At 48.8% G+C, this 22,076-nt stretch carries 16 protein-coding genes; 6 read left to right on the forward strand and 10 right to left on the reverse strand.

Going from position 1 to position 22,076, the window contains the following annotated elements; all coding sequences use genetic code 11:
* Positions 1-158: 158 nt before the first annotated feature.
* From ACA051_RS06045 to ACA051_RS06055, 3 genes are read right to left on the reverse strand one after another with little or no spacing between them, the layout of a single operon-like run.
* Complete coding sequence (locus ACA051_RS06045) at positions 159-3,422, reverse strand: type I restriction endonuclease subunit R (RefSeq protein ID WP_497373928.1); 3,264 nt, start codon at positions 3,420-3,422, stop codon at positions 159-161.
* On the reverse strand, positions 3,419-4,726 hold the full coding sequence (locus ACA051_RS06050; RefSeq protein WP_497373930.1) for a restriction endonuclease subunit S: 1,308 nt from the start codon (positions 4,724-4,726) through the stop codon (positions 3,419-3,421). The genes ACA051_RS06045 and ACA051_RS06050 overlap by 4 nt, the downstream gene beginning before the upstream one ends.
* On the reverse strand, positions 4,726-7,062 hold the full coding sequence (locus ACA051_RS06055) for a type I restriction-modification system subunit M (protein WP_497375513.1): 2,337 nt from the start codon (positions 7,060-7,062) through the stop codon (positions 4,726-4,728). Before ACA051_RS06055 ends, ACA051_RS06050 begins: the two co-directional genes overlap by 1 nt.
* Before the next feature lie 422 nt (positions 7,063-7,484).
* On the opposite strand from ACA051_RS06055, the gene ACA051_RS06060 reads away from it, so the two are divergent.
* The 5 genes from ACA051_RS06060 to ACA051_RS06080 all read left to right on the forward strand — a co-directional run bounded on the left by ACA051_RS06060 (position 7,485) and on the right by ACA051_RS06080 (position 11,883).
* Positions 7,485-7,958 carry a hypothetical protein gene (locus ACA051_RS06060; protein ID WP_497373931.1) on the forward strand — a complete coding sequence of 158 codons (474 nt, stop codon included), beginning with the start codon at positions 7,485-7,487 and terminating at the stop codon, positions 7,956-7,958.
* A gap of 333 nt (positions 7,959-8,291) precedes the next feature.
* The gene (locus ACA051_RS06065) at positions 8,292-8,597 is read left to right on the forward strand and encodes a hypothetical protein (protein WP_497375515.1); all 306 of its coding nucleotides are present in this window, start codon (positions 8,292-8,294) and stop codon (positions 8,595-8,597) included.
* Positions 8,598-8,786: 189 nt separating this feature from the next.
* A complete protein-coding gene (locus ACA051_RS06070) occupies positions 8,787-9,608 on the forward strand; it encodes a GIY-YIG nuclease family protein (RefSeq protein ID WP_497373932.1) in 822 nt (273 codons plus the stop codon).
* Between the two features lie 456 nt (positions 9,609-10,064).
* Entirely contained in the window at positions 10,065-11,012 is a 948-nt protein-coding gene (locus ACA051_RS06075) for a hypothetical protein (protein ID WP_497373934.1), read from the forward strand.
* Between the two features lie 106 nt (positions 11,013-11,118).
* Positions 11,119-11,883, forward strand: coding sequence for a hypothetical protein (locus tag ACA051_RS06080; protein WP_497373935.1), 765 nt, complete (start codon positions 11,119-11,121; stop codon positions 11,881-11,883).
* A 28-nt stretch (positions 11,884-11,911) separates the two neighbouring features.
* Here ACA051_RS06080 and ACA051_RS06085 read toward each other — a convergent pair whose 3' ends face one another.
* The 3 genes from ACA051_RS06085 to ACA051_RS06095 all read right to left on the reverse strand — a co-directional run bounded on the left by ACA051_RS06085 (position 11,912) and on the right by ACA051_RS06095 (position 14,272).
* A complete protein-coding gene (locus ACA051_RS06085) occupies positions 11,912-12,664 on the reverse strand; it encodes an Ea47 family protein (protein WP_346830914.1) in 753 nt (250 codons plus the stop codon).
* A 51-nt stretch (positions 12,665-12,715) separates the two neighbouring features.
* On the reverse strand, positions 12,716-12,925 hold the full coding sequence (locus ACA051_RS06090) for a hypothetical protein (RefSeq protein ID WP_075948110.1): 210 nt from the start codon (positions 12,923-12,925) through the stop codon (positions 12,716-12,718).
* A gap of 612 nt (positions 12,926-13,537) precedes the next feature.
* Positions 13,538-14,272 carry a Fic family protein gene (locus ACA051_RS06095; protein WP_497373938.1) on the reverse strand — a complete coding sequence of 245 codons (735 nt, stop codon included), beginning with the start codon at positions 14,270-14,272 and terminating at the stop codon, positions 13,538-13,540.
* A 311-nt stretch (positions 14,273-14,583) separates the two neighbouring features.
* Between ACA051_RS06095 and ACA051_RS06100 the strand changes: the two genes are divergently transcribed.
* Complete coding sequence (locus tag ACA051_RS06100) at positions 14,584-15,099, forward strand: antitoxin Xre/MbcA/ParS toxin-binding domain-containing protein (protein ID WP_497373940.1); 516 nt, start codon at positions 14,584-14,586, stop codon at positions 15,097-15,099.
* Between the two features lie 194 nt (positions 15,100-15,293).
* Here the strand turns inward: ACA051_RS06100 and ACA051_RS06105 are convergent, their stop codons facing one another.
* The 4 genes from ACA051_RS06105 to ACA051_RS06120 all read right to left on the reverse strand — a co-directional run bounded on the left by ACA051_RS06105 (position 15,294) and on the right by ACA051_RS06120 (position 22,035).
* Complete coding sequence (locus ACA051_RS06105) at positions 15,294-16,439, reverse strand: site-specific integrase (protein ID WP_497373942.1); 1,146 nt, start codon at positions 16,437-16,439, stop codon at positions 15,294-15,296.
* Between the two features lie 187 nt (positions 16,440-16,626).
* Positions 16,627-17,595 carry a hypothetical protein gene (locus ACA051_RS06110; RefSeq protein WP_497373944.1) on the reverse strand — a complete coding sequence of 323 codons (969 nt, stop codon included), beginning with the start codon at positions 17,593-17,595 and terminating at the stop codon, positions 16,627-16,629.
* A complete protein-coding gene (locus ACA051_RS06115) occupies positions 17,592-19,730 on the reverse strand; it encodes a tyrosine-type recombinase/integrase (protein WP_497373946.1) in 2,139 nt (712 codons plus the stop codon). The genes ACA051_RS06110 and ACA051_RS06115 overlap by 4 nt, the downstream gene beginning before the upstream one ends.
* A complete protein-coding gene (locus ACA051_RS06120) occupies positions 19,723-22,035 on the reverse strand; it encodes a hypothetical protein (protein WP_497373948.1) in 2,313 nt (770 codons plus the stop codon). Before ACA051_RS06120 ends, ACA051_RS06115 begins: the two co-directional genes overlap by 8 nt.
* Positions 22,036-22,076 lie beyond the last annotated feature (41 nt).

Raw genomic sequence — 22,076 nt, forward strand, 5'->3', positions numbered from 1 at the left:
AGCGTTTCCCCGCCTGCGCGATGGCTTTCCAGGTCTTTCCTTCGTCTGGCAACAAATAGACATCACGCTTGATCGTCGCCATAGGCGACACATCAAAAGGTCTGAAGATCGGTATACATTCCCACAAAAAGCGACTTTCCAAACGGGGCAGCCAGTTATTAAGCCGTCAAGTTAAGCAAATCAAAAACCACTTTCGCAAATTTACTGGCTTTGGCTGGGTCAGATAACAATTGCATCATCTGATTCTGGTGAGCATCGCCACTGTCCATAATTGCGTCATCTACCGCGTTGGCAAAGTTACCTAGCAGTGCTTGCTCAGCGGTATTGTTGGCCAGTTGCTGCATGACCAATTGGTTTTCACTGACCTTGTCGCGGATGGTGTAGGCGTAATTCACCATGTCTTTCTCAGTCAGTTGATCAGTCACAAACAGCTCATTGAGCCTTTCTAATATTTGCGAAAGCAGCTCTTCCTTGATGTCCTTTGCCGTTGCTGAGCCAAGCCCCTCTCCTGGTACCAGTTTATGGTCGGTCGAGTCTTCTATTAGCTTCAGGTCTTGCTGGCGTATTTTCGAAACGCGGTAGTGGCTGAGCACGATACTGTTGAGGTCAATATCATCCTCGTCCACAGCGGTTTCTCGCAGCATTGGGCTTAGGTTTCGCGCGTACAGGCTGAGCTTTTCCAACTGCTTGTCATCGTAATCGACGATCTGCGACATGAACTCATAGAAGCGCACGAAGGTGCCCAGATCCTTTTTGAAGATATCGAGGGCGTCCTTGGCTTGCTTGCATTCCTTCAGGTCGTTTTCCGCGTTGGCGATCAACACAGCATCTTGGGTCTTTTTAATCCGCTCAAATATTTCTTTCGAGTGCGCGTAGGCCTCAACCGCCTGCTTGTAGCTTTTCGTCCAGCGCTCTACCGCTGGCTTGCAAATATTGGCAATCGCCGCATTGCTTTTGTTTTTGACGAAGAAGGCGGCGCAGAACTGCTCAACCTCAGTCGACTTATAAATACCAGCGGCGTTGAGCTTCTCAAATAGATCGAAGATCAAGTCTGGATTGGAAACATCCGCCAGTACTGCCGTCTGAAAATACGGCTGGAACGAGTCGAGGATTTCTTGCGGCTCGTTGAAGAAATCCAAGATGAAAGTGCCGACTTCCGCCTTGCCCGGATAAGTCCGGTTCAAGCGTGACAGGGTCTGCACGCACTCCACACCGCCGAGCTTTTTGTCCACGTACATGGCGCAGAGCTTGGGCTGGTCAAAGCCGGTTTGAAATTTGTTGGCAACAATCATCACCTGATAATCATCGCTATCAAAGGCTTTGCGCATGTCGCGGCCTTTGAGATTTGGGTTCATGTTGCTTTCGGTGTATTTGGTGCCGAGTAGCGCGACAGCGTTGGGGTCTTTCTCGGTGAATTCCACTTCACTGGAGAACGCCACCATGGCATGGATTTTTTGGTAGCCCTTATCGACGATGTATTTGTCAAAGCACAGTTTGTAGCGCACAGCTTCTTTGCGCGAGCTGGTGACCACCATAGCTTTGGCTTGCCCTCCCAGCAGGCCCATGACGTTGCTGCGGAAGTGCTCAACGATAACCTGCACCTTTTGCGCGATGTTGTACTCGTGCAGGCGCACCCACTGGTTGAGCTTGACCTTGGCTTTTTTGCTTTCAACTTCCTGATCGGCCTTATCGATTTTTTGCGCCAGGTTGTAGGCCACTTTGTAGTTGGTGTAGTTCTTTAGCACATCCAGAATAAAGCCCTCTTCAATGGCCTGACGCATGCTGTACACATGGTAGGCCTCGGGCTTATTGGTTTTAGAGGGTTGCTCAGCTGGCTTGGGCAAACGGCCAAACAGCTCCAGCGTCTTGGTTTTTGGCGTGGCGGTGAAGGCAAAGTAACTCAGGTTTTTTGATGCCCGCCGGGACGCCACGGCGGCATCGAGGATGTCCTCAGAGTTGAGTTCGTCCTCACCATTGGCCTTGGCCTCAATCATCAGCACTTCTTTCAGCTGCCGCGCTGTAGAGCCGGTTTGCGAGGAGTGGGCTTCGTCGGCAATGATTGCGTAGCTGCGTTCTTTCAGGCTGACGCTATTCTCGATGGCGCGCAGCACGTAGGGGAAGGTCTGGATGGTGACAATAATAATGGGCTGTGAGTTCTCCAACGCGGCTGCCAGCTTCTCTGATTTCGAGCCATCACCTTCCTGATTATTGATGCGGCCAACCGCGCCATCGACATGTTCAAACTGGTTGATGGTGTCTTGCAGCTGATCATCCAGAACGGTGCGATCCGTCACCACAATCACGGAGTTGAATTGCTTGCAGCCATGCGCGTCGTAAAGCGCCGACAGCTGATGCGCTATCCAGGCAATCGAGTTGGACTTACCGGAGCCGGCGCTGTGCTGAATCAGGTACTTATGGCCAGGCCCTTCAGTGCGGGCTGCCGTGACCAATTTATTCACCACATCCCACTGATGGTAACGCGGAAAAATCAGGCTTTCTTTTTTGTATTTACGGCCTTCCCAATCTTCCTTCTCTTCAATTTGCAGATGTACAAAGTGTCCGAGAATCGACAGCAGATTGCTGGGCAGCAAGACCTCGTTCCACAGGTAATCGGTGGCGTACTGGTTAATGTCTACCGGCACATCGTTACCGGCACCGCCGACAGTAGTGCCCTTGTTGAATGGCAGGAAGAAGGTCTCCGCGCCTTCCAACCGCGTGGCCATATAGACCTCGTACTGGCTCACGGCAAAATGCACCAGCGCGCCACGCTTGAAGGTCAGCAGCGGTTCGGGCTTTTTGGTAATTGGGTCGGTGGCAAAGCGCGTGGTCTTATATTGCTTAATGGCATTCTTTACTGCCTGCTTGAATTCGGACTTCAGCTCCAGCGTGGCCACGGGCAAGCCATTTACAAACAATACCAAATCAATGCGCCAGGCTTGAGCCTTGCTACCGGTTTGTTCGAGATGGGTTTTGTTCGCCCAAGGAGAGTAAATCAACTCGGGGACGACACGGCAGCGGTTCTTGGCATAACGGGCCAAGGTGTCGGGATTTAGATCGTGTTCAGGCTTGAACTGGCACAGGCTGAAGCGGGTGCCACGGTGACGCAGTTCATGGCGCAACACGCCCAGGGTGCCGAAGGTGCGCATGTCTTTATTGGCAGCAATGGGGTCAGTCTTTTTCAGTTGGGTGGCGACACGGTCAAGAAAGTGGTGCTCTGGGTTGCTTGCATAGAGCGCGCAGAATTTTTGCCACTGTTCAGGCTGGGTGTCTTGCACAAAACCCAGCAAGTCCTCTGGGTATAAGGCCAACTCACGGTTGTAATGTTCAGCCTTGCCCAGCAGCCAGCCGTTGGCCAGTAAATGCTTGAGCATGTTGTTCTGGAACGTCAGCTCGTTGGCCTTACCGCCACCCAATGCACTCATGCTGCTTCTTCCTTGTTGGCTTCAATTTCTTTTGGAGCAATCCAGCTTCTTACATCAATTTTTCCGGTGACGGCGGAGGATATTAGGGCCGCACGGCGTTCGCACATCAAATTGATAGCCAATTCTGCATTCTCAGATTGGCTCGCGAGCTGTAAAAGTTTTACATTAATTTCAGTGACGAGATTTTCTACTTCTTTTTGAGGCGGTATTGGAATGTAAATATTGCCAAGAGCTTCCATAGATAAATTCGGCTGTGCAGCCTGAACGGCAACCTGCCATATATTGCTTTGAGCATACTCAGTTGACAGCCAATAAGAAATGTATTCTGAGTACGCTTTGTTTAATGGCCGTATAAAGCTAACGGCTTGATTGGTGTTTGCTGGTAACAAATCAGTAGTGATTACTGATGACAGTCCCGTTGTTGCGCCAGCAATAATTACAAGTACATCCTTATTTTGCAATCTACTTCGAATCAGTTGCTCATCTGTCTTTTCAGAAATATAAAATTCTGGCTGTGGTGCGACATAAAATCCTTTTCCAATATTTTCTGCTTTTAGAAAACGGATTCCAGTAGTTTCAAAATCTGACCCCATCGTGGATGGCGTTGTCCCTTTTGAAATAGTAGACGATAAGTTTTTAATTTTGCCAATGCCCCAGTGCTCCGGAACTTCGCCCAGCCACTGAACCCCCGATTCGCGCATCTTTGCGTTGGGGTTTAAACCTTTTGTGACGGCATGGCTAATTATGGATTGACGTTTCTCTTTTAACAGTTGGATAAGCTGTCGTTGTTTTTCGATCAGTGTATCGATTTTGCTGGTTTCGTGATCGAGGAAATTGGCAATTTCTTTTTTTTCAGTATTACTAATTGGCGTTGCAAAAAAATAGTTGTTTAGGTGTTCCTGAGTCATGCTTGGCAAAGCTGTATTGGTTGAATATCTTCCAAACTGAATTGTCAGTGCCAAGTAATAAAAATACTTTGGATAAGTATTTTTATTTATCTCGGTGTAGTACATCGTGTCCACTGTCCAGAATGGTTCGTTGATGTATAATGGCTTATCAATCGTACCTTTCCGACCAAGAAGTACGGATTCACGGTTGTATGTAAATTTAGATGCGTATGTGAACTGCCCTCCGGATCCTATAACAGGATAGCCTTCGTCGGCTTCAACAGCTTTATAATCTTGCCCATTCTTTATTTTTGCCATGAACTTCAAGCGGCTGACCTTCCATGAACTAGGTATCTCTCCGAGCCACTCAATGCCTGAGTCCTTATACTCAGGATAAGGCTTATATTTACCCGCCATTATGAGTGCACCATTTTCAGCTTTTTCATGATTTCAGATGTAACGGCATCAAGATCTGCATCTATCTCCAGTAAATCCCTTGGGGGCTGATACTGGTAGAAGTGACGGCTAAACGGGATTTCATAACCGACGATGCCGATTTCCTGATCTTTTGTGTCTTTCTTGCTCGCATCAATCCAAGCATCAGGGACGTGAGGTTGTACTTCTTTAAGGAAATAAGCCTCGTTGAGAGCGTCAACGCTCTGACTCGGGTCAAGTGCGACGTTTTCGTTGTCGCGTAGGTCACTATCGGTTTGGTATTCCAGCACTTCCCCGTTGACGGCAAACAAGCCATATAGGGGATTGGCTTTAGTTTTGTGAATTTTCTTGATGACCTTTTCAGCTTCTGGGTTTTTCCAACTCACGGCATCGGTAATCTGCTTTTTCTCTTTTGCATCCAGGGCAATACCCTGTTGCTTGCAGGTAACCTTGAGCGTGTCGTCAAAAGTATTTATGTCGTCGTGCTGAGCAGTGCCAATGATGACCTGCAAGCTTTGCGCCTTGAGTAACAGCCGCTTCTGATCCATCCACGTTGTTCTGTTGAGTAGATCCTTGATGTGTTTCTCTTTTAGATCGGCGAAGTGCAGTTTGCAGTAACGTCGAATGGAGTCTTCATGGGAGCTTAGCTCACCGTAACGCTTGCAGTTTTCGCCGTCGCTCCATCTTTCGCCCTCTACTGCGCTGAACTCTTGGTAGACCCAGCGCATGGCGCTGTTGAGGGGGCCTGGGGCGAAGCGACAGGTGGCCACTCGCTCCTCACTGAACTGGTAGGACAGACGCAACGGTCGCTCAATGCTGATACGGCGATAGCCGAACTCATGGCTGTTGAAGATCTTGCTGGCGAAGGTCTTGGCTGCCTCAACTTTCGGGTTGGCAGCCTGGCGGCCTCGACTGCTTTTTTGTGCGGCTTGTTTGTCCAGTTCGTAAGCGTCGACTGCGGTAAAGCTGCCGAAAGCGCGGATCACCGTCGCGATATCTCTTTCGTCCATTTCATTGCGTTTGGAACCGAGGGATTTGCGCATTTTTCCGCAAAGGTTCACGCCGTTGATCAGTTGTACCTTACCCTTACGCTCCTGGGTTTTTTTGTTCGACAGCACCCAGACATAGGTCGAAATGCCGGTGTTGTAGAACATGTCGGTAGGCAGCGCGACGATAGCTTCGAGCAAGTCGGCTTCGAGAATATAGCGGCGGATCTCCGATTCGCCAGAGCCGGCGCCACCGGTAAACAAAGGCGAGCCATTGAGGATGATGCCAATCCGTCCACCACCTTGAGAACCGTCGCGTAGCTTGCTGAGCAGGTGCATTAGGAACAACAAGGAGCCATCGCTGACTCGTGGCAAACCTGCACCAAAACGGCCACTGAATCCTTTTTGCGTGTGCTCGTCACTGATCTCTTGCTCGATCCTTTTCCAATCCACGCCAAAGGGTGGGTTAGAGAGCATGTAATCAAATTCAGTAGCGTAAAGCTGGTCGTTCGAGAGGGTGTTGCCTAGCTTGATGTTGCTGACATCCTGCCCCTTGATCAGCATGTCCGCTTTGCAGATGGCGTAACTCTCGGGGTTGAGCTCCTGGCCATAGGCGCGCATCACCGCTTTTGGATTGAGCTCATGTACGTATTCCATGCCTGAAGATAGAAAACCTCCAGTACCCGCTGTTGGATCGTAAATGGTTCGAATGATGCCGGGCTTTGTCAGCGCATCATCGTCTTCCATAAACACTAGGGAGGTGGTGAGCCGCACGATGTCACGCGGGGTAAAGTGCTCCCCAGCGGTGTCATTCGAGCTTTCCGCAAATCGGCGAATCAACTCTTCAAACACCAAGCCCATGTCGTGGTTGGAAACAGCCGCAGGGCTTAAGTCCGTCTTCCGTACCTTCTGGACAACCTTGTAGAGCAGGTTGGCATCGTTCAGCTGTCCGAGAAACTCGGTGAACTTGAAGTGTTCGAAAATCTCCCGTGCATCTTTGGAAAAGCCCTGCAGGTAGGACTCCAGATTCCCCTTGATGCCGGATTCACCGAGCTTGGACAGATCCATTTTCGAGGTATTGAAAAACGACAGCCCACCGCTGGCACGCAGGAGCAGTTTTTCCTGGGCTTCTTCGGAGATATTAAGTTGCTGGACGCGTGCATGCTCCGCCAGCACCGCCGTCTTGCTTGCCTCCAACACGCACTCGAGGCGACGCAACAAGGTGAACGGCAGAATGATACGACCGTACTGGCTTTGCCTAAAGTCACCACGTAGTAAATCGGCTAAAGACCAGATGTAGGCGGCCAGGTTGTTGGAGGCTTGCGACATTATTTGAAATTCCCTGCAGTGCTTGGCGGTTGCTGACGCGGTGCGGAGCACGATTATGAATAATACTGGGCGGCATTATGCTGCAACGACAGCACGTGGTTATGCCTCAAATTGGATATTTTCACTCGATGGATTTGCGTGGGGAATGTTCCACCCTGTGACGGAGTGAGACCTAAATCGTAAAAATTGCTTGGCAGCGTCATCAGTTTTATCGGCGCGCTGTGGTTCCATAAAGCTTCTGACAATTGGTCGCGAAGGCGTCAAGTGCAGCTTGGCGTTTTCGGGTGAGAAATTTCGGCCAGCCTCCATTCCATTGGTTTACGTCCCATCGTGCTCCAGCGCTCACTACGGCTATGCTTTGAGGGTCAGTTGAGGAGTTGTTCATCCTTTCCACAAGGCTGGTCGTTTGTCTGGTGGAGGTCGCTATGACCCGTACAGCCCAGAAAAAATCTAGCGTTCGGCGAGGCCGGCCCAGGCTTGAAACGCAACGGGCCCTCTATCAAATTAAGCTTTCCGGGTGGGATTTTACGTGGTCACTCAGCCTAGCCCTGCCCAACAATTTGAGGGCTAACGAAGGTCATTATCATGAACATATGATCCTGACGCTGAAGGGCGAAGTTCTCTACCCGGAGAGCTTCAAATACCCAGAAGTCGAATGCCAGCTATACGCAGATCCTCGATTGATGCAAGACGTAGATCCTCCAAAAGGAATCGGATCTATGACGGCAAGCGGGAAACGCCTGGTTGCGTATGTAGCAGTGCCTCGCGAGCGGATTGACGCCTTGGTTGGTGCGGCTGACCGACTTCTGTCCCTCGAGTTGAACGCCACCCCTTTGCACTACCGGCGTGCGCTGGTTATGTCTATTCATTTGGGTACAGAGCCAGAGCCCGATTGGTGATCCCCGTGCAGACGTAGCTGGATTCCTTCTAGATGGGTGGCAAGTTTTCTGGATTTAGCTCAAGTGAACGGCACTTATGGTAAATCCCTGGTTCCAGGAAGCGGACAAGATCAAGCGCAGAACGCCATCACTCAGGTGAAATCCACTTCTATCCACTAAACTCGGCTCTCGTGGGATTCAGTGAGAGCAGGGATGTGAACCAGTCAATCGTAACGCCCTACTATAAGCGTTGTGCACGCTCGTTCTTTCTTGCGCTTTGCTTGCTTCAGTCGGCCAGCTAAGCGCGGTTACTCGTGCTACCGAACCCCAGGTAGCAACGACAACGGCGTGGATATGGTGGCCCTAAGGGAGGGGAAGGGCCCGTTGGTGCAGGCAAAAACCAGCGGCACGGACGGTGCCATGTTGAGCTGGGAGGCCGTTAAGGACGTGGTGACAGGTGAGGCCTTCTATAGGCGTGGCCACCCCCACGTGGTTTTTGAGAAGGTTTGCTTCACGAATCAGTTCTTTAATCGTCAGGCTCATGAACATGCTGCGTTGAATTCGGTAGAGCTGCTAGATCAGAACAGCCTAAAAGAACTATTGGAAAGGTACCCCGTCATGATGCTAGAAGTGGAGAGGATGCTGTATTCCGAATGGTGACAAACTGATCTATGTAGCGTTAGAAAGTGAAACCGGCAGTAGCAACTGTTAGCGAAGTGCTTATCGCTGAATGCCGCTCTCCTTAACAGCCAGAAACAATCGAACCAAGCTCATTGATTTTCGTCTTGGATGACACCATATTGCCCGTGATAATCAACATGACATTATTGCCCGCCAGGAGCCCACCGCATGCTCGAGAAGTTACTCGGGTCAGTTTTTCCCCAGTTTGACCCCAAACATACCAAAATCCACTTGGCATGTTTTAACGGCAAGGTTGATCCTTTGGATGTCTACCTGGATGGGAAGTTTGATTACTGGCAGTCTTGGCAGATGCAGCGAAATTTTCAGCGCAAGTATCTGATTTCTGTTATCCAGATGCCCAACCCAAAGCACTGGCTGTTCGTGGGAGCGTATGACTCACTTAAGGCCACGCCAATCAGTGATCCAAGCACCAAATGCAAATTTCGCTACACGTTCAATCGCCTCGAAGAATTCAAGGAGCTTGAGGGTCGCCTGATAATCAACTTCCATCGTACCGACCGGCCTTCATATCGGCTTCTACATAATTGCATCGACAGAATGTCTATTTCGCAGATTCTGCCGTCACCTCTGACCATAGGCCCGTTCCCAGGATTCAAATCTGTCGAGATCAGCTTTCGTGAACTCAAGATCATCGCTAGGGAGAACATCCAGTCATGGGAGGCTGCTCTGTCAAGCGTGGCTGGCGTTTATCTGATATCCGACCGTGAGCATCAGATGCTGTACGTAGGCAGCGCTACGGGCGAATCAGGGCTCTGGGGCCGGTGGTGCGAGTACGCAAAGGGTGGGCATGGCGGCAACAAGAGGCTCAAGGCATTGAGAGATGAGAAGGGGACGATATTCACAGACGGGTTCCACTTCTCCATTCTGGAAATTGCAGATAAGCACACGGGCAAGGAGCAAATGCTGGAACGTGAAAATGACTGGAAGCGTCGACTTCTTACTAGAGACAGTGGTCTCAACGGTAATTAGCCCGAATGCGCATGTCAGCCTGTTCGTGGCTAGATCTAACCCTGCCCTGGGCAAGCCAAGCAGCCTTTGTGTCACCATGAGCATGTCTATGCCGCAGGCCATGAGCAAAACCAAAAACTACATTATCCCAGTTCATGATCTGGCGGTGTTGATCCAGTACTCGCCACCCCACGACGGCCTCCCAGGTTTCATCTGCTCCCTCCATGTCGCGCCTTGGATTTTAGAGTCGCACGTTGACTCTCCCATACTTGATCGCCAGGCTCGAATTGCAGGACGAACTTGAGACATCTGACGGATAGTAATTGGTCAGTATGGGGCGCTTCCGACACAACCCTCGCCTACGAGATCTGTTCTACCAGCGAACGGTGCTCATATGTGCTCCGATGACCCCGACGGCACGCTACACTCAGTAGCTAAAAACGGGAGGAACCTTGTATGTCGATGCTAAGGAATGCAGTGGAATCCATCCAGGTTGGGATGGAGGATTTCCATGAGGAGGATGATCGCAGAGTGCTTTCCGCAATTCGCAATCTGTACGCGGGAATCCTGCTGCTATTCAAATACAAGCTACAGCAGCTAAGCCCTGAAAATTCAGATGAAGCACTTTTGAAGACCAAGGTTATCCCAGTGACCGACCCTACAACCGGAGCAGTTATTTGGATCGGCAAGGGTAAAAAAACTGTAGAAGTACAAGACATCATTGAGCGTCTGAATGCCTTGGGCATTACTGGAGTGGACTGGAAGCTCCTCAAGGCGCTGCAAGATATTCGCAACGATATTGAGCATTACTATAGCCAGTTGCCTGTCGAGCGCATGAAGGAAGCGGTTGCGAACGCGTTGCACCTTATCACGCAGTTCTGTGAGCCACACTTGGATGAGCGGCCAGTGGATATTCTGGGCCAGGAATGTTGGGATCTCATGCTGAGTGTCACGGCGGTTTTTGAAGCTGAGCTGAGAGCTTGCCAGGAAAACCTCAACTCCGTCAGTTGGCCTTTTGGTGCCGTAACCGAATCTATTGATTCTATGGTTTGCCCGGAATGTGAGTCTCGGTTGGTGAAAGTGACTGATCCAACAGCTACGCGTGGCGCTATCACGTTTATTTGTAGCAGTTGCCAGGAGGAGGCTTTATACGCAGCGGTCGTTGGGCCGGCTATTTCTGCTCGTATGGCGGGTAGAAATCACTGGCGCGTTAAGGATGGCGACGAACCAGTTACGTGTACCTGCCCCGAATGTGGAGAGGATGCGTTATTGGTAGACGAGGGTGAGTGTGCGGCATGCTTCAGCGAGTTGGAATACTCTAGTTGCGAAGACTGTGGGGAGCCACTCTCCATCGAGGAACGGTTGTACTCCGAGGGTAAATGCAGTTACTGCCAACATCGCTACGACAAAATGATGGCTGAGTAACGTTTATCCCTCTTGCTAATCCCGTTTTGGCTGCTGGCGATGAACATGTAGCCGGACGACTAAAAAAACATTTTGCGATCAATCATCGCCTGATGGCAGTTTCCAGATGACGGATATGAATTTGTACGAGCAAGCGCTAGAACATATGGAGCGTACAGTTAATGTATTTTCAATGCGCGTCCCTGCACCAAGACGTGTTCAGTACAAGGATTCGTTCGTTTATCGGTATGTAGAGAAGACGGTACATCAAGCTTTGGTGCAGAAGCTCGCTCGGATGGTGAGCGGTCTCCATGCCGCAAGGCTGCTCTTGGAAGCAGGATTTGTTCAAGAGCAGGCCGCCCTACAACGAATTCTTGATGAGATCACCGAAGATATTTCATTCCTATCTTTCTCGGTAATACTTGGAGAGTCGACTCCTTCACATACGAGATATCTGGAGGATTTCTTTCAAGAAGAGTTTGATCCCAATGACGTTGCTGTTTCGTCCAAAGATCGGGCAATGGTTCCGAGGAAAAAGATTCGCGCGTATTTGGATCGATGTGTAAACGGCCCAAAAGGCTCAAGCAAGAACCTGGACGCATCCAGAACTGTCAGTAAGGCATATTCTGGTTATGTCCATGCCGCGTCACCGCAAATTATGGATATGTTCGGGGGGGCTCCACCAAGGTTCCAAATGCGGGGCATGCATGGAACCTTAAGGCAAGCCGAGCATCGCGCTGATCTTTGGAACTATTTCTATCGTGGCATCATGGCTTGTTGCTTCACAGCAAAGGCCTTTGGTGATGAAGAATTATTTGTTTCAATCCGCAATTTCGAGGCCGGATTTTTGCGGGCAACAAGTTCCGACTACCAGTCTAATGAGTGGCCATGAGAGCTGCATGCCTATCAAGCCATTGCGGTTAACTCTCCTGCGTTGGATCGGCCTTGGTATGTCGCTCGCGCCATTTCCGCTCTTCCTCTTTTAGATCGATTCCGTCGACGCTCAAAAAAAACTCATACTGGCTATATCGTCTGATTCGGATGAGTTCTGGGGCGTGACGACAAGGTAAGCTGAGATCCAGCTTTTCACCGCCAAATGCCTCTACTGCCACAGATAGGAGTTCGCCTAGGTGACTCCACGCCTCAAACGCAATGTCGAGAAGGTCTCGGTTCGGAAATTGTGGAATCATCCATGTGCGCCAAAGAGCCGGGGCGGAATCGCAATCGGGGCCTAGTCCGCGTAAGACTTTATTCGTTTTGCACAAGGCTTTATAACGCTCGTAAGCTGCATCCGAAGTTTCCCAAGGATGCACCTGAAACGGAAAGACGATCTTGATTTTGGCCCCTTCCGTTGTACCAATCCGGCCATGGCTATTTAGGTTCAGCGCTCCATGGTGGACGATAAAATCCCGCTGCTTACCCAGTCTGTATATGAAGTCGTTTTTTGAAAAAATATCGAATTGCGGTTTGATTTTTGCCTTCACCTCACGGTGTTTCTGCAGGTCATTACTCAATGCATCAGGCACTTCCTTCACCGCGCGCAAAAAAGAGTTGCACGAATAACGAAATGGCTCCGGCTCGTGATAGTGAGCTTCCATCTGATGTAAATGCCAGTGACATTCATTCCATCGGTCGAGAGAAAGCTCTAGATATCTATGCGGGCAATTTTCCATTGTCGATATCTCCTCTTACCGGTAGGTACGTCCATTTGACTGTGTCGGTTTTTACTCAGGCGTCATGAGCACCGCAAGCGTCATATTGATGAACTCTTCGTTCTTGCTGATTGTGTCCAAAGCGCCGCGAACATTGCCAGCGACCTCCGCTGATCCGCGCTGCTCGACCCAGAGTGTCAGCTCCATTATCGCGGCTTCGAGAGCGAGTTGGTTTTGATTGATCTTGAAGAGTAGGGAAGGGAGTAAGTCTGCGTTCGACATTGTGATTCCTCCATGAAAGAGGAAAGCGTAGCAGGCAGGGGTTGTTCCCGTTCAAGTTGCCTGGTGTCTGAGGTCAGCGCTTCCCTAATAGAAACCGGCTCCGTAAGTAGCTCTGCATAGTAGCGAGTGAGATGCCGTATCGGCACAGTAGGCATTCTGCGATGCACGCACTGCCAACGGCCTTGGATGTTCAGCATTCAATGCCGAGCAAACAGCGTCTGCCTCTGTCCTGGCCTTGTACACACCATGCTTGCTAGCTGAACCTCCCTCCACAAGGTCAACCACCCTGTATCGCTTGCTGCCATCGTCCAGTGTGGTGGTTTCAATCACTCTGAATCTTGTGTGCATGGTTGCTTTCCGTGCATGAGATTGGTGCCCTACAAGTACCGACAAAACAAGACGATTTCAAGAACGGGACGGGCTTCAGCTGAGACAATTTATGACAGTGCAATGCGCTCGTCTTTGCGGGAGAACGGCTTAGCAGTAGATGGCTCCCGAGGCATTTTCTAAATGTCGCTGCTTCGGGCCTCATGGCCCGGCTCGACGTAAACCCTGGCCAGCAATTCTGCCGGCATCCGTAGTATCTGCGAGGCTGCATCTTGGCGATCAGAGCTACCAGCTCTTGTGCAGATCCGGAAGGAGTTCCCTTACAAACCAGTCTGGTAACGCAACCTCAAGTGTGAGGAGGTCAGATGACGAGCTCACTACGACGCCGACGTCAATCAACCTGTTGAGCTGAGCGTTTGCGATGTCAGGCTGAAGTCCGATAAAGGTCACGAACTCAGAACGAGGAAGCGCGCCCTGGATCAGCATTGCCAGGAAAGCTGGTGCAATTTCTGCTCTGACCCCGGCCTCTGTTAAGCGAGGGTTTGTGTGGATCGCATGCGAAACAGATTCACGAAGTTTGGAACGATTCAGGGCTGCAGTCATGTAGTCCAGCTCCTCATGGCAGACATCAAGCATGAACTCAATGAAGCCGAGAAGGGCTTTGTCAGATCGCTGGGCACCGGCAGCAAGCTGAACATCTTGAGTGCTATCAGTCGTGTTCAGGGCAGCGTGATACTCCTCTTGCCTACGGGCCAAGCCGCGAGAAAGTGACCAGAGTTGCGGATGTAGCCGGAGCTGAGCCAAATGCTGGTGAGCGATCATTCTCGCCACAACACCATTCCCAGCTGGAGTTTGTAGAAGGCGATAGTGGTGGGCTAGCGCCGCTACGATGCGTCGACGAAGCTCTGGCACCTTCTCCAGCGTGGACTGCTGGTTCGCTGAGTTCAGTGCATTCTTCAGAGCTTCTGGCCCTGTGTGGTAGCCGTCGATGATCCTTGAAAAACGGGCGTCAGTGTTCATCAACAGTCTGCTCAAGGACGAAGCGGTTTCAGGCGCGACCATGCCGGCCAGGAAAGCTGACTTCGTTACAAGCAAGTCTGCGCGCGCTAGCATTGACGGAGGAATCGAGTCGGGGAGAGCTGGTTCTGAGGCATTCATGACGCTGACACTATCCATGCTTAAAGCGCTTGTCATGCAACAAGTGTAGATTTCGAAACGAGCGAAGCGGTGCATAGCATTTCGTGGAAGTCACGAAAGCTCACAGGCTAGGAAGAACTAACTACCTCTCCATACCATATCTTCCTGGTCTGACAGATCATACGTGGCGGGCAATGGGGGATATCGCTAATTCGGGCCACCTGGCCCGGCTTGATGGTAGGTTTTATATGGAGGTGAAAGTGCTGTCATCGATCAAGGAATACCAACCAGGGCCGCAGATCCCACCGAGCATTTGGATGACCCTCGGACTGCCGTCACGCGGCACCAGGCTTCATGACCTAGTTCACGAAGGACTACCTTTCGAATACCTCGAACGGATAGCAAGCCTCTTGCAGGTGCAGCGAGGTGTTGTCTCCAAGGCTATTTGCATGTCACCCACAATGATGGCCCGTAGGGCAAAAGCAGGACGGTTGAACACGGTAGAAAGCGACTGCTTTGTCTCATTGGTAGCTGTCATTGAGGAAGCCCTTTCCCTTTTCGAAAACGATGTCGCTGCTGCAACGGAATGGATGAGTACGCCGGTTCGTGGGCTTGGTTCGAAGCGTCCTCTGGATATGATGGGGACGAGGGTGGAAACGAGGGCCGTCTTCGATCTTATCGGCCAGCTGGAGAAGGGAGTTCTTCTGTGAGTCCCGTCCGGCGGACTTATTGATAGCCGGCGGCGACATCAGAAAGTTTGCGCTTCACCCGTTAGCTGAAGCGCCCAACCTAGCGAGAGGGTGCTGGAGGTCAGAGACGGAGCGTAAACTCCTGTGCTAATCACCAAAGCAGCGGCCGCCAGTTGCGAAATATGAGTTGTTGTATAGAGCAGATCAACCCCATTCTACTCCAGTCCTTCACCAACGGTGTTCGGTAGAGGAGTGTCAGGCTCAAATTTGGCTACGTTGGATAAATACGCAGTGCAACTTAGATCGGCTGCCTTGAAAATTTCAGTGCTTTTACCCCGGTAAATTGAAAGGATGACAGTAGCCATAGATATGTAATGTTTGAACGTTGTTCGCAAGCTGCTATGCCCCATTTGGCTAAGAAGCACTTGGGCGATAGCATAGTTGAAGAGAACTTCATTTGAGTTTACCAACTCATCTCCGAAGGACTGAATCATATAGTGCGTAGGCCACCAGTCTCTTGCATCGTAGAATGTTAAGCTAGGGCGCAAATTTGGATCAGTACGCAGAGCTTTAGCTTTCGCTGCATTGGTGCGTTGCGAGATCATGTCAGGCGTTACAGGATCACCATCGTGGCTAAGGAAGAGAATCGACATCGGTGGTTTGCGGCCATATTTTTTTTCATATTTCAATGCCCGCTCAGGGTAGAGAGGAGTGATATAGGATTCCTCCAAGGCTTTAAGAGCATCTCGGTGCAAAATTATTGTGCGATCTTTGCTGCCCTTACTGTTCGTGATGACATAATCCGTAGTCGTATTATTCATGCCCATTGCAGAAAATGGCATGATGTGGTTGTTCTTTCCATTTCCGTAATAAGGGAATCTGCAGAGATCCATCGGGCGCATAGCTGTACCGATTGCGAAGAGTAAGAGCGAAGAATAAACAGGGTCGGTATAGTTGGACGTGAGAGTCTTAATTTCGTGAGGTGTAATTAATCCATCGAATGAAGTCTGTCTATTAACTTTGTCGAGAGTACGAATGCTAGTTGAGTCAATGATGTCTCGCGCTTTCAATGAAATATATGACTGATAGCGAGCGCTTTTAAATGGGGGTATCCATGTTTTTAGCTTCACTTGGATTGCGACAGGAAAGTGCGAGTCGCCCAGCCATCGAAAGTAATTCATTAAAAGCATCGCGTCATCGAATATGGTAGCGCTGGACGGCTTTGCTTTATTTTTCTTTACACGTTCGATTTCACGGCTATCTTGCCACCGCTTCACATGCTTGTTTAGGACGGAAATGTGATAAATGCTAGGTGGTTTTTCTTTGAAATCATCTAATGTAGAGAGGTATCGATAGAACATAGATATAATACTCGCGTACCGCGAAGAAGTCTTCTTGGATTGTCGAGTTTTCTCATATAAAAAGAGGTTCGCATGACTCAATAGCGTACATTGGGATTTTCCCTCATGTATCAAAACGAAATGCGATATCTCGCGTCCGGTGCCAGTGGGGGTATAAGTTAGAAATTTTTTAGTTATGATAAGCATTCTATATTCCCGGCGATACGACATAGTGAATCACTTGCTCGATCCCTTTGAATACATAAACATGCTCAGCTTTAGAAGCGTGGGTGACATCCTGCTTAGGTACATTGATAGATCGAAATTTCCGCTGCGCTGACGATTCTGAAATTGATAGACACTCTGGCACGTAGATGATTTTCGCACCAGGGAGTGTAATGGAAGATATAAACGACTTGATCTCAATATTGGAGTAGAGAGGCAGGCGTATTACGATTTCATCAGACAGTGACGGAGGGAGCGAATCCACGAAGCTGCTGAAATCACAGATTAATCGTTCTAAGAAGATCACAAGTCTGGTGTGTTTGCTTTTGAAGGCGTTGATCTTAGAGATGATTTTGGCAATTTCGTTATCTTTGAGATCTAGATAGTTATCATAGTTTTCATCTCTTTTGTAAGCGAGCAATGCCGGCATGAGATTAGGCTCTATAACTAGACGCTGAGCGTTATGAGGTACAAGTTTCTGATTTGTCTCGTTTAGTTTGACCTTGGCTAACTGAACTTTTAATTCATTTATTTGATGGGTGTAGTTCTCAATCAATGAGCTTTGCTTTTCGAACGCGAGAGTGATTTCATCAGTCTCATAGAGAGTAATATCGTTTTGCATCAATGATGTGATATAACTCTCGACTGTTGAGCTCAATTTTCTTTCGTGGCTTGCAACCTGGGTGCACAGTGCTTTCTCTAACTCAAGTACTCTGTGGCGAGCATCTATTAGGAGTTGGTCAACAGCTTCTTTCTCTGTTTTTGGAAGCAGTTCCGCGACATCTTTTATCCCTTTTATGTAGTCAATAAGATCTCCGTGATAGCGGTGGAGGGCCTGACGCGTAATATTAGCCGCATCAGCAATCTTTCCGACCTTCAGCGATTCAATGCCGCCTGAGTAGTAGCCTTGTATGATCAGGTCAATTATCCGCTGACGAGTTTCTGTGTTCATAACACCCCCTCCAGCACCACGGTATCATCTGCTGGGGTTTGCTTGAAAATAACGCCAGTGGCAATTTGAGTGTTATACCGACTAATTGTAGTCGAGTTCAAATTTGTCAAATGATAGCGGTACGATTCTATTTTGTTTATAAGCACGCGTCGGGTTTTTTCCGGCAGTTGATTGAGCGAGTGATCGATAATACGTTGATAGAATCGAATATTACCCTCTAAGGAAGCGCGCGCTTTATCTAGAACAACGACTTTCCGACATTCATAATGGCAGTTGGTTGGATCGGGTCGTGCCACTTCATTATCAAAATTTCGTCCAGCAATGCATGGTGGAAAGTTTTCGGGCTCAAAACTCTCAGCTGTTACGCAATATGTGCCAACGGCGGTTCGCTTAATGAACAAAGGTTCGCCGCCCTCCAGTAAGTTAGAAACGAACTCAATGAGAGTAACCCTCAGTTCGCGACCGTTGTTTTTCAATTCCTCTTGCTTGCCTGCTAGGTTTTTGGCAATGCGCTGAGCCACTTCACCAGAATATGCTCCGTAGTGTATTTGAGTAATAATATCGTGGAGCTCTTCCGTGTAGGAGATCTCGATTGCGGCGGCCACACATCTAACCATTGCAGGGTTGCGCGCTATGTATTGCATGGTCATATTGAAATTTTTATGACCAAAAAGCGCCCTTATCAAATCTAAATTGCGTTCATCCTGATTGATAAGAATCTCAGCAATGGTCTTGCGGAAGCGATGAGCGTGGATTCGCTCTATGGGTAATTCTTCTTTAAGTTGGGCGATAACATGTGCCAGCGTATGGGTGGTAATCGTTGTTTTGGTTTGCATAAATCGATTTGATTGAAATAACCAATGGCGTTTTATAATGCATCCGAAATTCGCGAGCTTGTCGTAAAGAAACGCGCATTCAGCGACGAATTTTGGTAGAGGTAATAACTCTACCTCGCCATTGTAGATCGGGTCTGCGGCCGTCTTCCAGCGAACGATTCGTATCCAATAGTCACCTGATCCATCGGGTTTGTCATTTGTAATATCAGACATGCTGAGCGGAGTGAGTTCGGAGGCTCGAGCGCCAGTTACCAAGGCTATTATGATAAATAACGCATTCCTGACGTGGTCAAGCGCAATGGAGAAATTCTCTCGCCATGTATAGCTATATTGTGTTCTTCGAGTTTTAGATTTCCAGTGGTTGCGATTGAGTTCCATTACTATTTTTTCATCTACTAATACGCGAAACTTGTTTTCAAGTTCCTCATCTATGGACGATAATACGATTCGCCCTTTGGCGCGCTTACTAATTTCGGCGATATGCAGTTCTAGTTTTTCTAGCTCCGGTGCAGCTTTCTCTAGCCAAAATAAAGCGTATTCAACAAGGTGGCCGAGTTCCTCCTCCGAAAAAGCTGTCCAGCCTAGGAGCGAATTTTGTATTTGTTTATAAATATCAGCCTTGCGCTCGGGTACATCAATTTTTTTAAGTGGGACTGTTATCCTAAGTTCTTTCGGGATTAAATGCTGATCTGAAACAAGTATCCATAGTTTCAAAACCCTGAAGAGATTCTGATAGTGTTTGGCGCTCACGCCTTTGGCCTTGTCCAAGGCTTGGTTCAATAATTTTGCGGTAATTAGCGTCAAATCTGTACTTTTGGCAGTTATGTGAAAGCTTTGAAAGATATAGCGCTCGATAAGCTTGAATTCCAAAGTTCGATTGACTGCCGAACGATTGCTCTTGATTCCGCCAAGTAGCGAATGCTGAGGCAGCATGTAGAATGAAAGAGCTCGCTTTAATTCGTTTCCTTTTTCGATCTCGCTGTCGAAAGATATACGGAGTTGAGTGCTAAATTTTGAATTGTCCAACCTCCAGTATGCATCGCGATACAATGATGCTGACGAAATTGGGAACCATCCTGCGGTTGCTTCCAGCTGCATGATTAGATCGCTTGTAGTCGGTCGGAAAACCTGTTCTGTCGCACGAAGCAGTTGTTCCAGTTCTTCCTCGGCTTCATCATTGACATCGCCTTCAAATTCGTCGAGAAGCAATTGCCTGTACTGCTTATCGCTAGAAACGGCTTCCGCGTTTTCCAGAGTGCTTTGTGTGTGGTGAGCTAGAGTTAAGTTACTGTTATGCATCAAGTTCACCCGTTCTGAAAATCAACTGAAGGTCGCGCATCTCCCGTGGCAGTAGAGGTGCATTAGCAGCTCGGTAGCGGATTGCATCTTTGATCGCGCCTTGATCATTCCAGCGATCAAAAATTGAACTGATTGCTTTATGTTCCGCTTCTAACTCAGACCCAAAATCAGACATTCGGTGATCCCGCATCAGATCATCAATGTGGCTAATTCGCTCTAACAGGTAAGGTAGAGAGTCTTTGAGTATCCAGATTTGGCTGCAAAATATGCATTTCTCGAGCGCACTACAAAGCTCTTCCGCTTGCAATGCTGGTGCTCCAGCCCAGTCAGGATTTTTGCGATCACTACAGGCCCATAGCACCCTATCAAAGTATGGGAGAGTGAATGCAGTGAGCTTCGGTTTTGAAGATGCGGGCTGCTCCTTGCTGAGCAAACCGCTAAATTTTCGAGCTCGCACTAGCTCAATGACGTGTTCAAGAGCATCGCGTAGACGTGTATATCGTCTAGAGCGTGCAAGCGAGGAGTTGTCATAATGCTCATCCGTGGTGTCACGAGAGTTGTGCCCAAGCAACTGCGATAGAAAAGCGAAAGGTGTGTTCTCCGCATTGTAATAGACCCACGTAGCTCGCAAACGACGAGTTAACGACTGCGCAGATTTCAAGCGAATTCCGTTATCAATGACAGTGTGCTGAGCAAGAAAACTTTTAACCTCTCTTCCAAATGCTGTTTGGAAATCTAGTGTGCCGAGTGGGGTGTATGATGACCATGCACTCCATGACCTCACGTAAGCGAAAAGAGAATTCACTGGACGATTTTTGAAGGGGTCAGTACGACCTTGTACATATCTGGAAATTGGGGCTGTAAGGTCTTTAGCCAGTAAAATCAGATTATATAGGGAGTAAGGATCCTCGCTATCCGTCCTGGCAAGCATCTGTTTCGGGGCATCGTAGGGAAGATGTAAACCCTGGCTCCGGAATTTCTCAGACCAAACGATTTTTATTCTCTCTTCGACTGTTGATGTTAAAGCATGCTCAAAGTTATCCTTGTCAATATCTAGCACAGTCTCTTTGTTCCAGCCAGCCTGCAACATCATAAACAGTGCTAGCCCCACGAGGTCATCCGCCGTTGGAAAATAAAGCGCCATATGCTCATCCATGCTCATGGACGTCGGTACATTGTGTTGTTCCTGAAATGTCCTGACTGCAGATAGCTTGTGGGCTAGAACCTTAATTACGTTATCTCGGTTTTCCTCGCGTCCCAACGATAGAGTATTATATTCTTTCCTTAACTCTTCGGAGCTGTAGGCGAAAGGAAAGTCATGCATAATAAATGTCTTGGTTACCCTATAGGGATCCAAGATTAATGACCAATGTAGAGACTTTCTTCGCACTGGCTCTGCCCGTAAGAATTTTTCAGGAATGTCCAGTGCGCTTCCAATGCGCTCATATAATTCATGGAATGCTTTCTTTAGATTCTTGTTGTTCGGTAAGGCGCGCGCTTCTGGGTTTTTAGCATGGTTAATCTTCGCAAATATTTGCAGCCTATCGGTGCGCAGTTTTTTCAGAAGGCGAACTTTATACCACCCGAACAAGTCTTCATCACTTATTCGAGTATCGTGTAGGTCATTTAGCTCTTCTAAGGTATAAGGCTCTGCTTCTTCAATGAATCTTCGGTTTTCGATTTTCATGCGGATCGCGTCGACTACATTTTTGGTACATGCAGTAAGAGTCGCAAGGCCATCCTCATAAAGAGGCTCCGAGGGAATAGATTGATCCATCGTGACTGCGGGTAGTTCTATTTTGGGAACCAGCTCTGTTTCGGCGGAGCCCATTACAAGAAGCGACTTGATCCTAAATGCATAGGCCTGAGTCTTGCCTTCTTTCCTTAAATGGGTCATGTAGGATTTAAATACTGACGGGGTGATGTCTAAGAAATGTGTAATCCGAATCTCTCGGCCTGAATTATAAATTACCAGAAAGTCAAAGAGGTATTTCAGAGCTGTGAATAAAGTTTGTGTCCATCCAGCGACCCTACTTGGTGACAGCTTAACGACAAGATAGTGAATGGTGATACATAGGTTTGAAGCCGGATCAAACCCTGGATGATCAAGATAACTGCATTTGAGCGAAATCCCATTCGAACTTGTGACCTCGGCAAATGGGAGCTGAGCGTCTATCTGCTTATCCGAGTTGTCTGCCCGAGAATTCAGTGATGGTTGAGAGCTCTCACAGGCCTCTCTGATCGACTCCGTGTCCACCCTCTCATAAAGGGCTGTGACGGGTTCGAGAGTGGTGGCTTCAGTCACGACCACCTCCCTCTGCCCATGCGATTGTGTGTACGGTCTTG

It is taken from the genome of Pseudomonas sp. LBUM1669, from assembly GCF_059695705.1.

Coding starts and splice junctions, on each gene's coding strand:
- ACA051_RS06045 (WP_497373928.1), bottom strand. CDS start 3,422: ATGAGTGCATTGGGTGGCGGTAAGGCCAACGAGCTGACGTTCCAGAAC.
- ACA051_RS06085 (WP_346830914.1), bottom strand. CDS start 12,664: ATGGAAAATTGCCCGCATAGATATCTAGAGCTTTCTCTCGACCGATGG.
- ACA051_RS06050 (WP_497373930.1), bottom strand. CDS start 4,726: ATGGCGGGTAAATATAAGCCTTATCCTGAGTATAAGGACTCAGGCATT.
- ACA051_RS06095 (WP_497373938.1), bottom strand. CDS start 14,272: ATGAACACTGACGCCCGTTTTTCAAGGATCATCGACGGCTACCACACA.
- ACA051_RS06060 (WP_497373931.1), top strand. CDS start 7,485: ATGACCCGTACAGCCCAGAAAAAATCTAGCGTTCGGCGAGGCCGGCCC.
- ACA051_RS06070 (WP_497373932.1), top strand. CDS start 8,787: ATGCTCGAGAAGTTACTCGGGTCAGTTTTTCCCCAGTTTGACCCCAAA.
- ACA051_RS06080 (WP_497373935.1), top strand. CDS start 11,119: ATGACGGATATGAATTTGTACGAGCAAGCGCTAGAACATATGGAGCGT.
- ACA051_RS06105 (WP_497373942.1), bottom strand. CDS start 16,439: ATGTTCTATCGATACCTCTCTACATTAGATGATTTCAAAGAAAAACCA.
- ACA051_RS06090 (WP_075948110.1), bottom strand. CDS start 12,925: ATGTCGAACGCAGACTTACTCCCTTCCCTACTCTTCAAGATCAATCAA.
- ACA051_RS06100 (WP_497373940.1), top strand. CDS start 14,584: ATGGGGGATATCGCTAATTCGGGCCACCTGGCCCGGCTTGATGGTAGG.
- ACA051_RS06110 (WP_497373944.1), bottom strand. CDS start 17,595: ATGAACACAGAAACTCGTCAGCGGATAATTGACCTGATCATACAAGGC.
- ACA051_RS06065 (WP_497375515.1), top strand. CDS start 8,292: ATGGTGGCCCTAAGGGAGGGGAAGGGCCCGTTGGTGCAGGCAAAAACC.
- ACA051_RS06115 (WP_497373946.1), bottom strand. CDS start 19,730: ATGCATAACAGTAACTTAACTCTAGCTCACCACACACAAAGCACTCTG.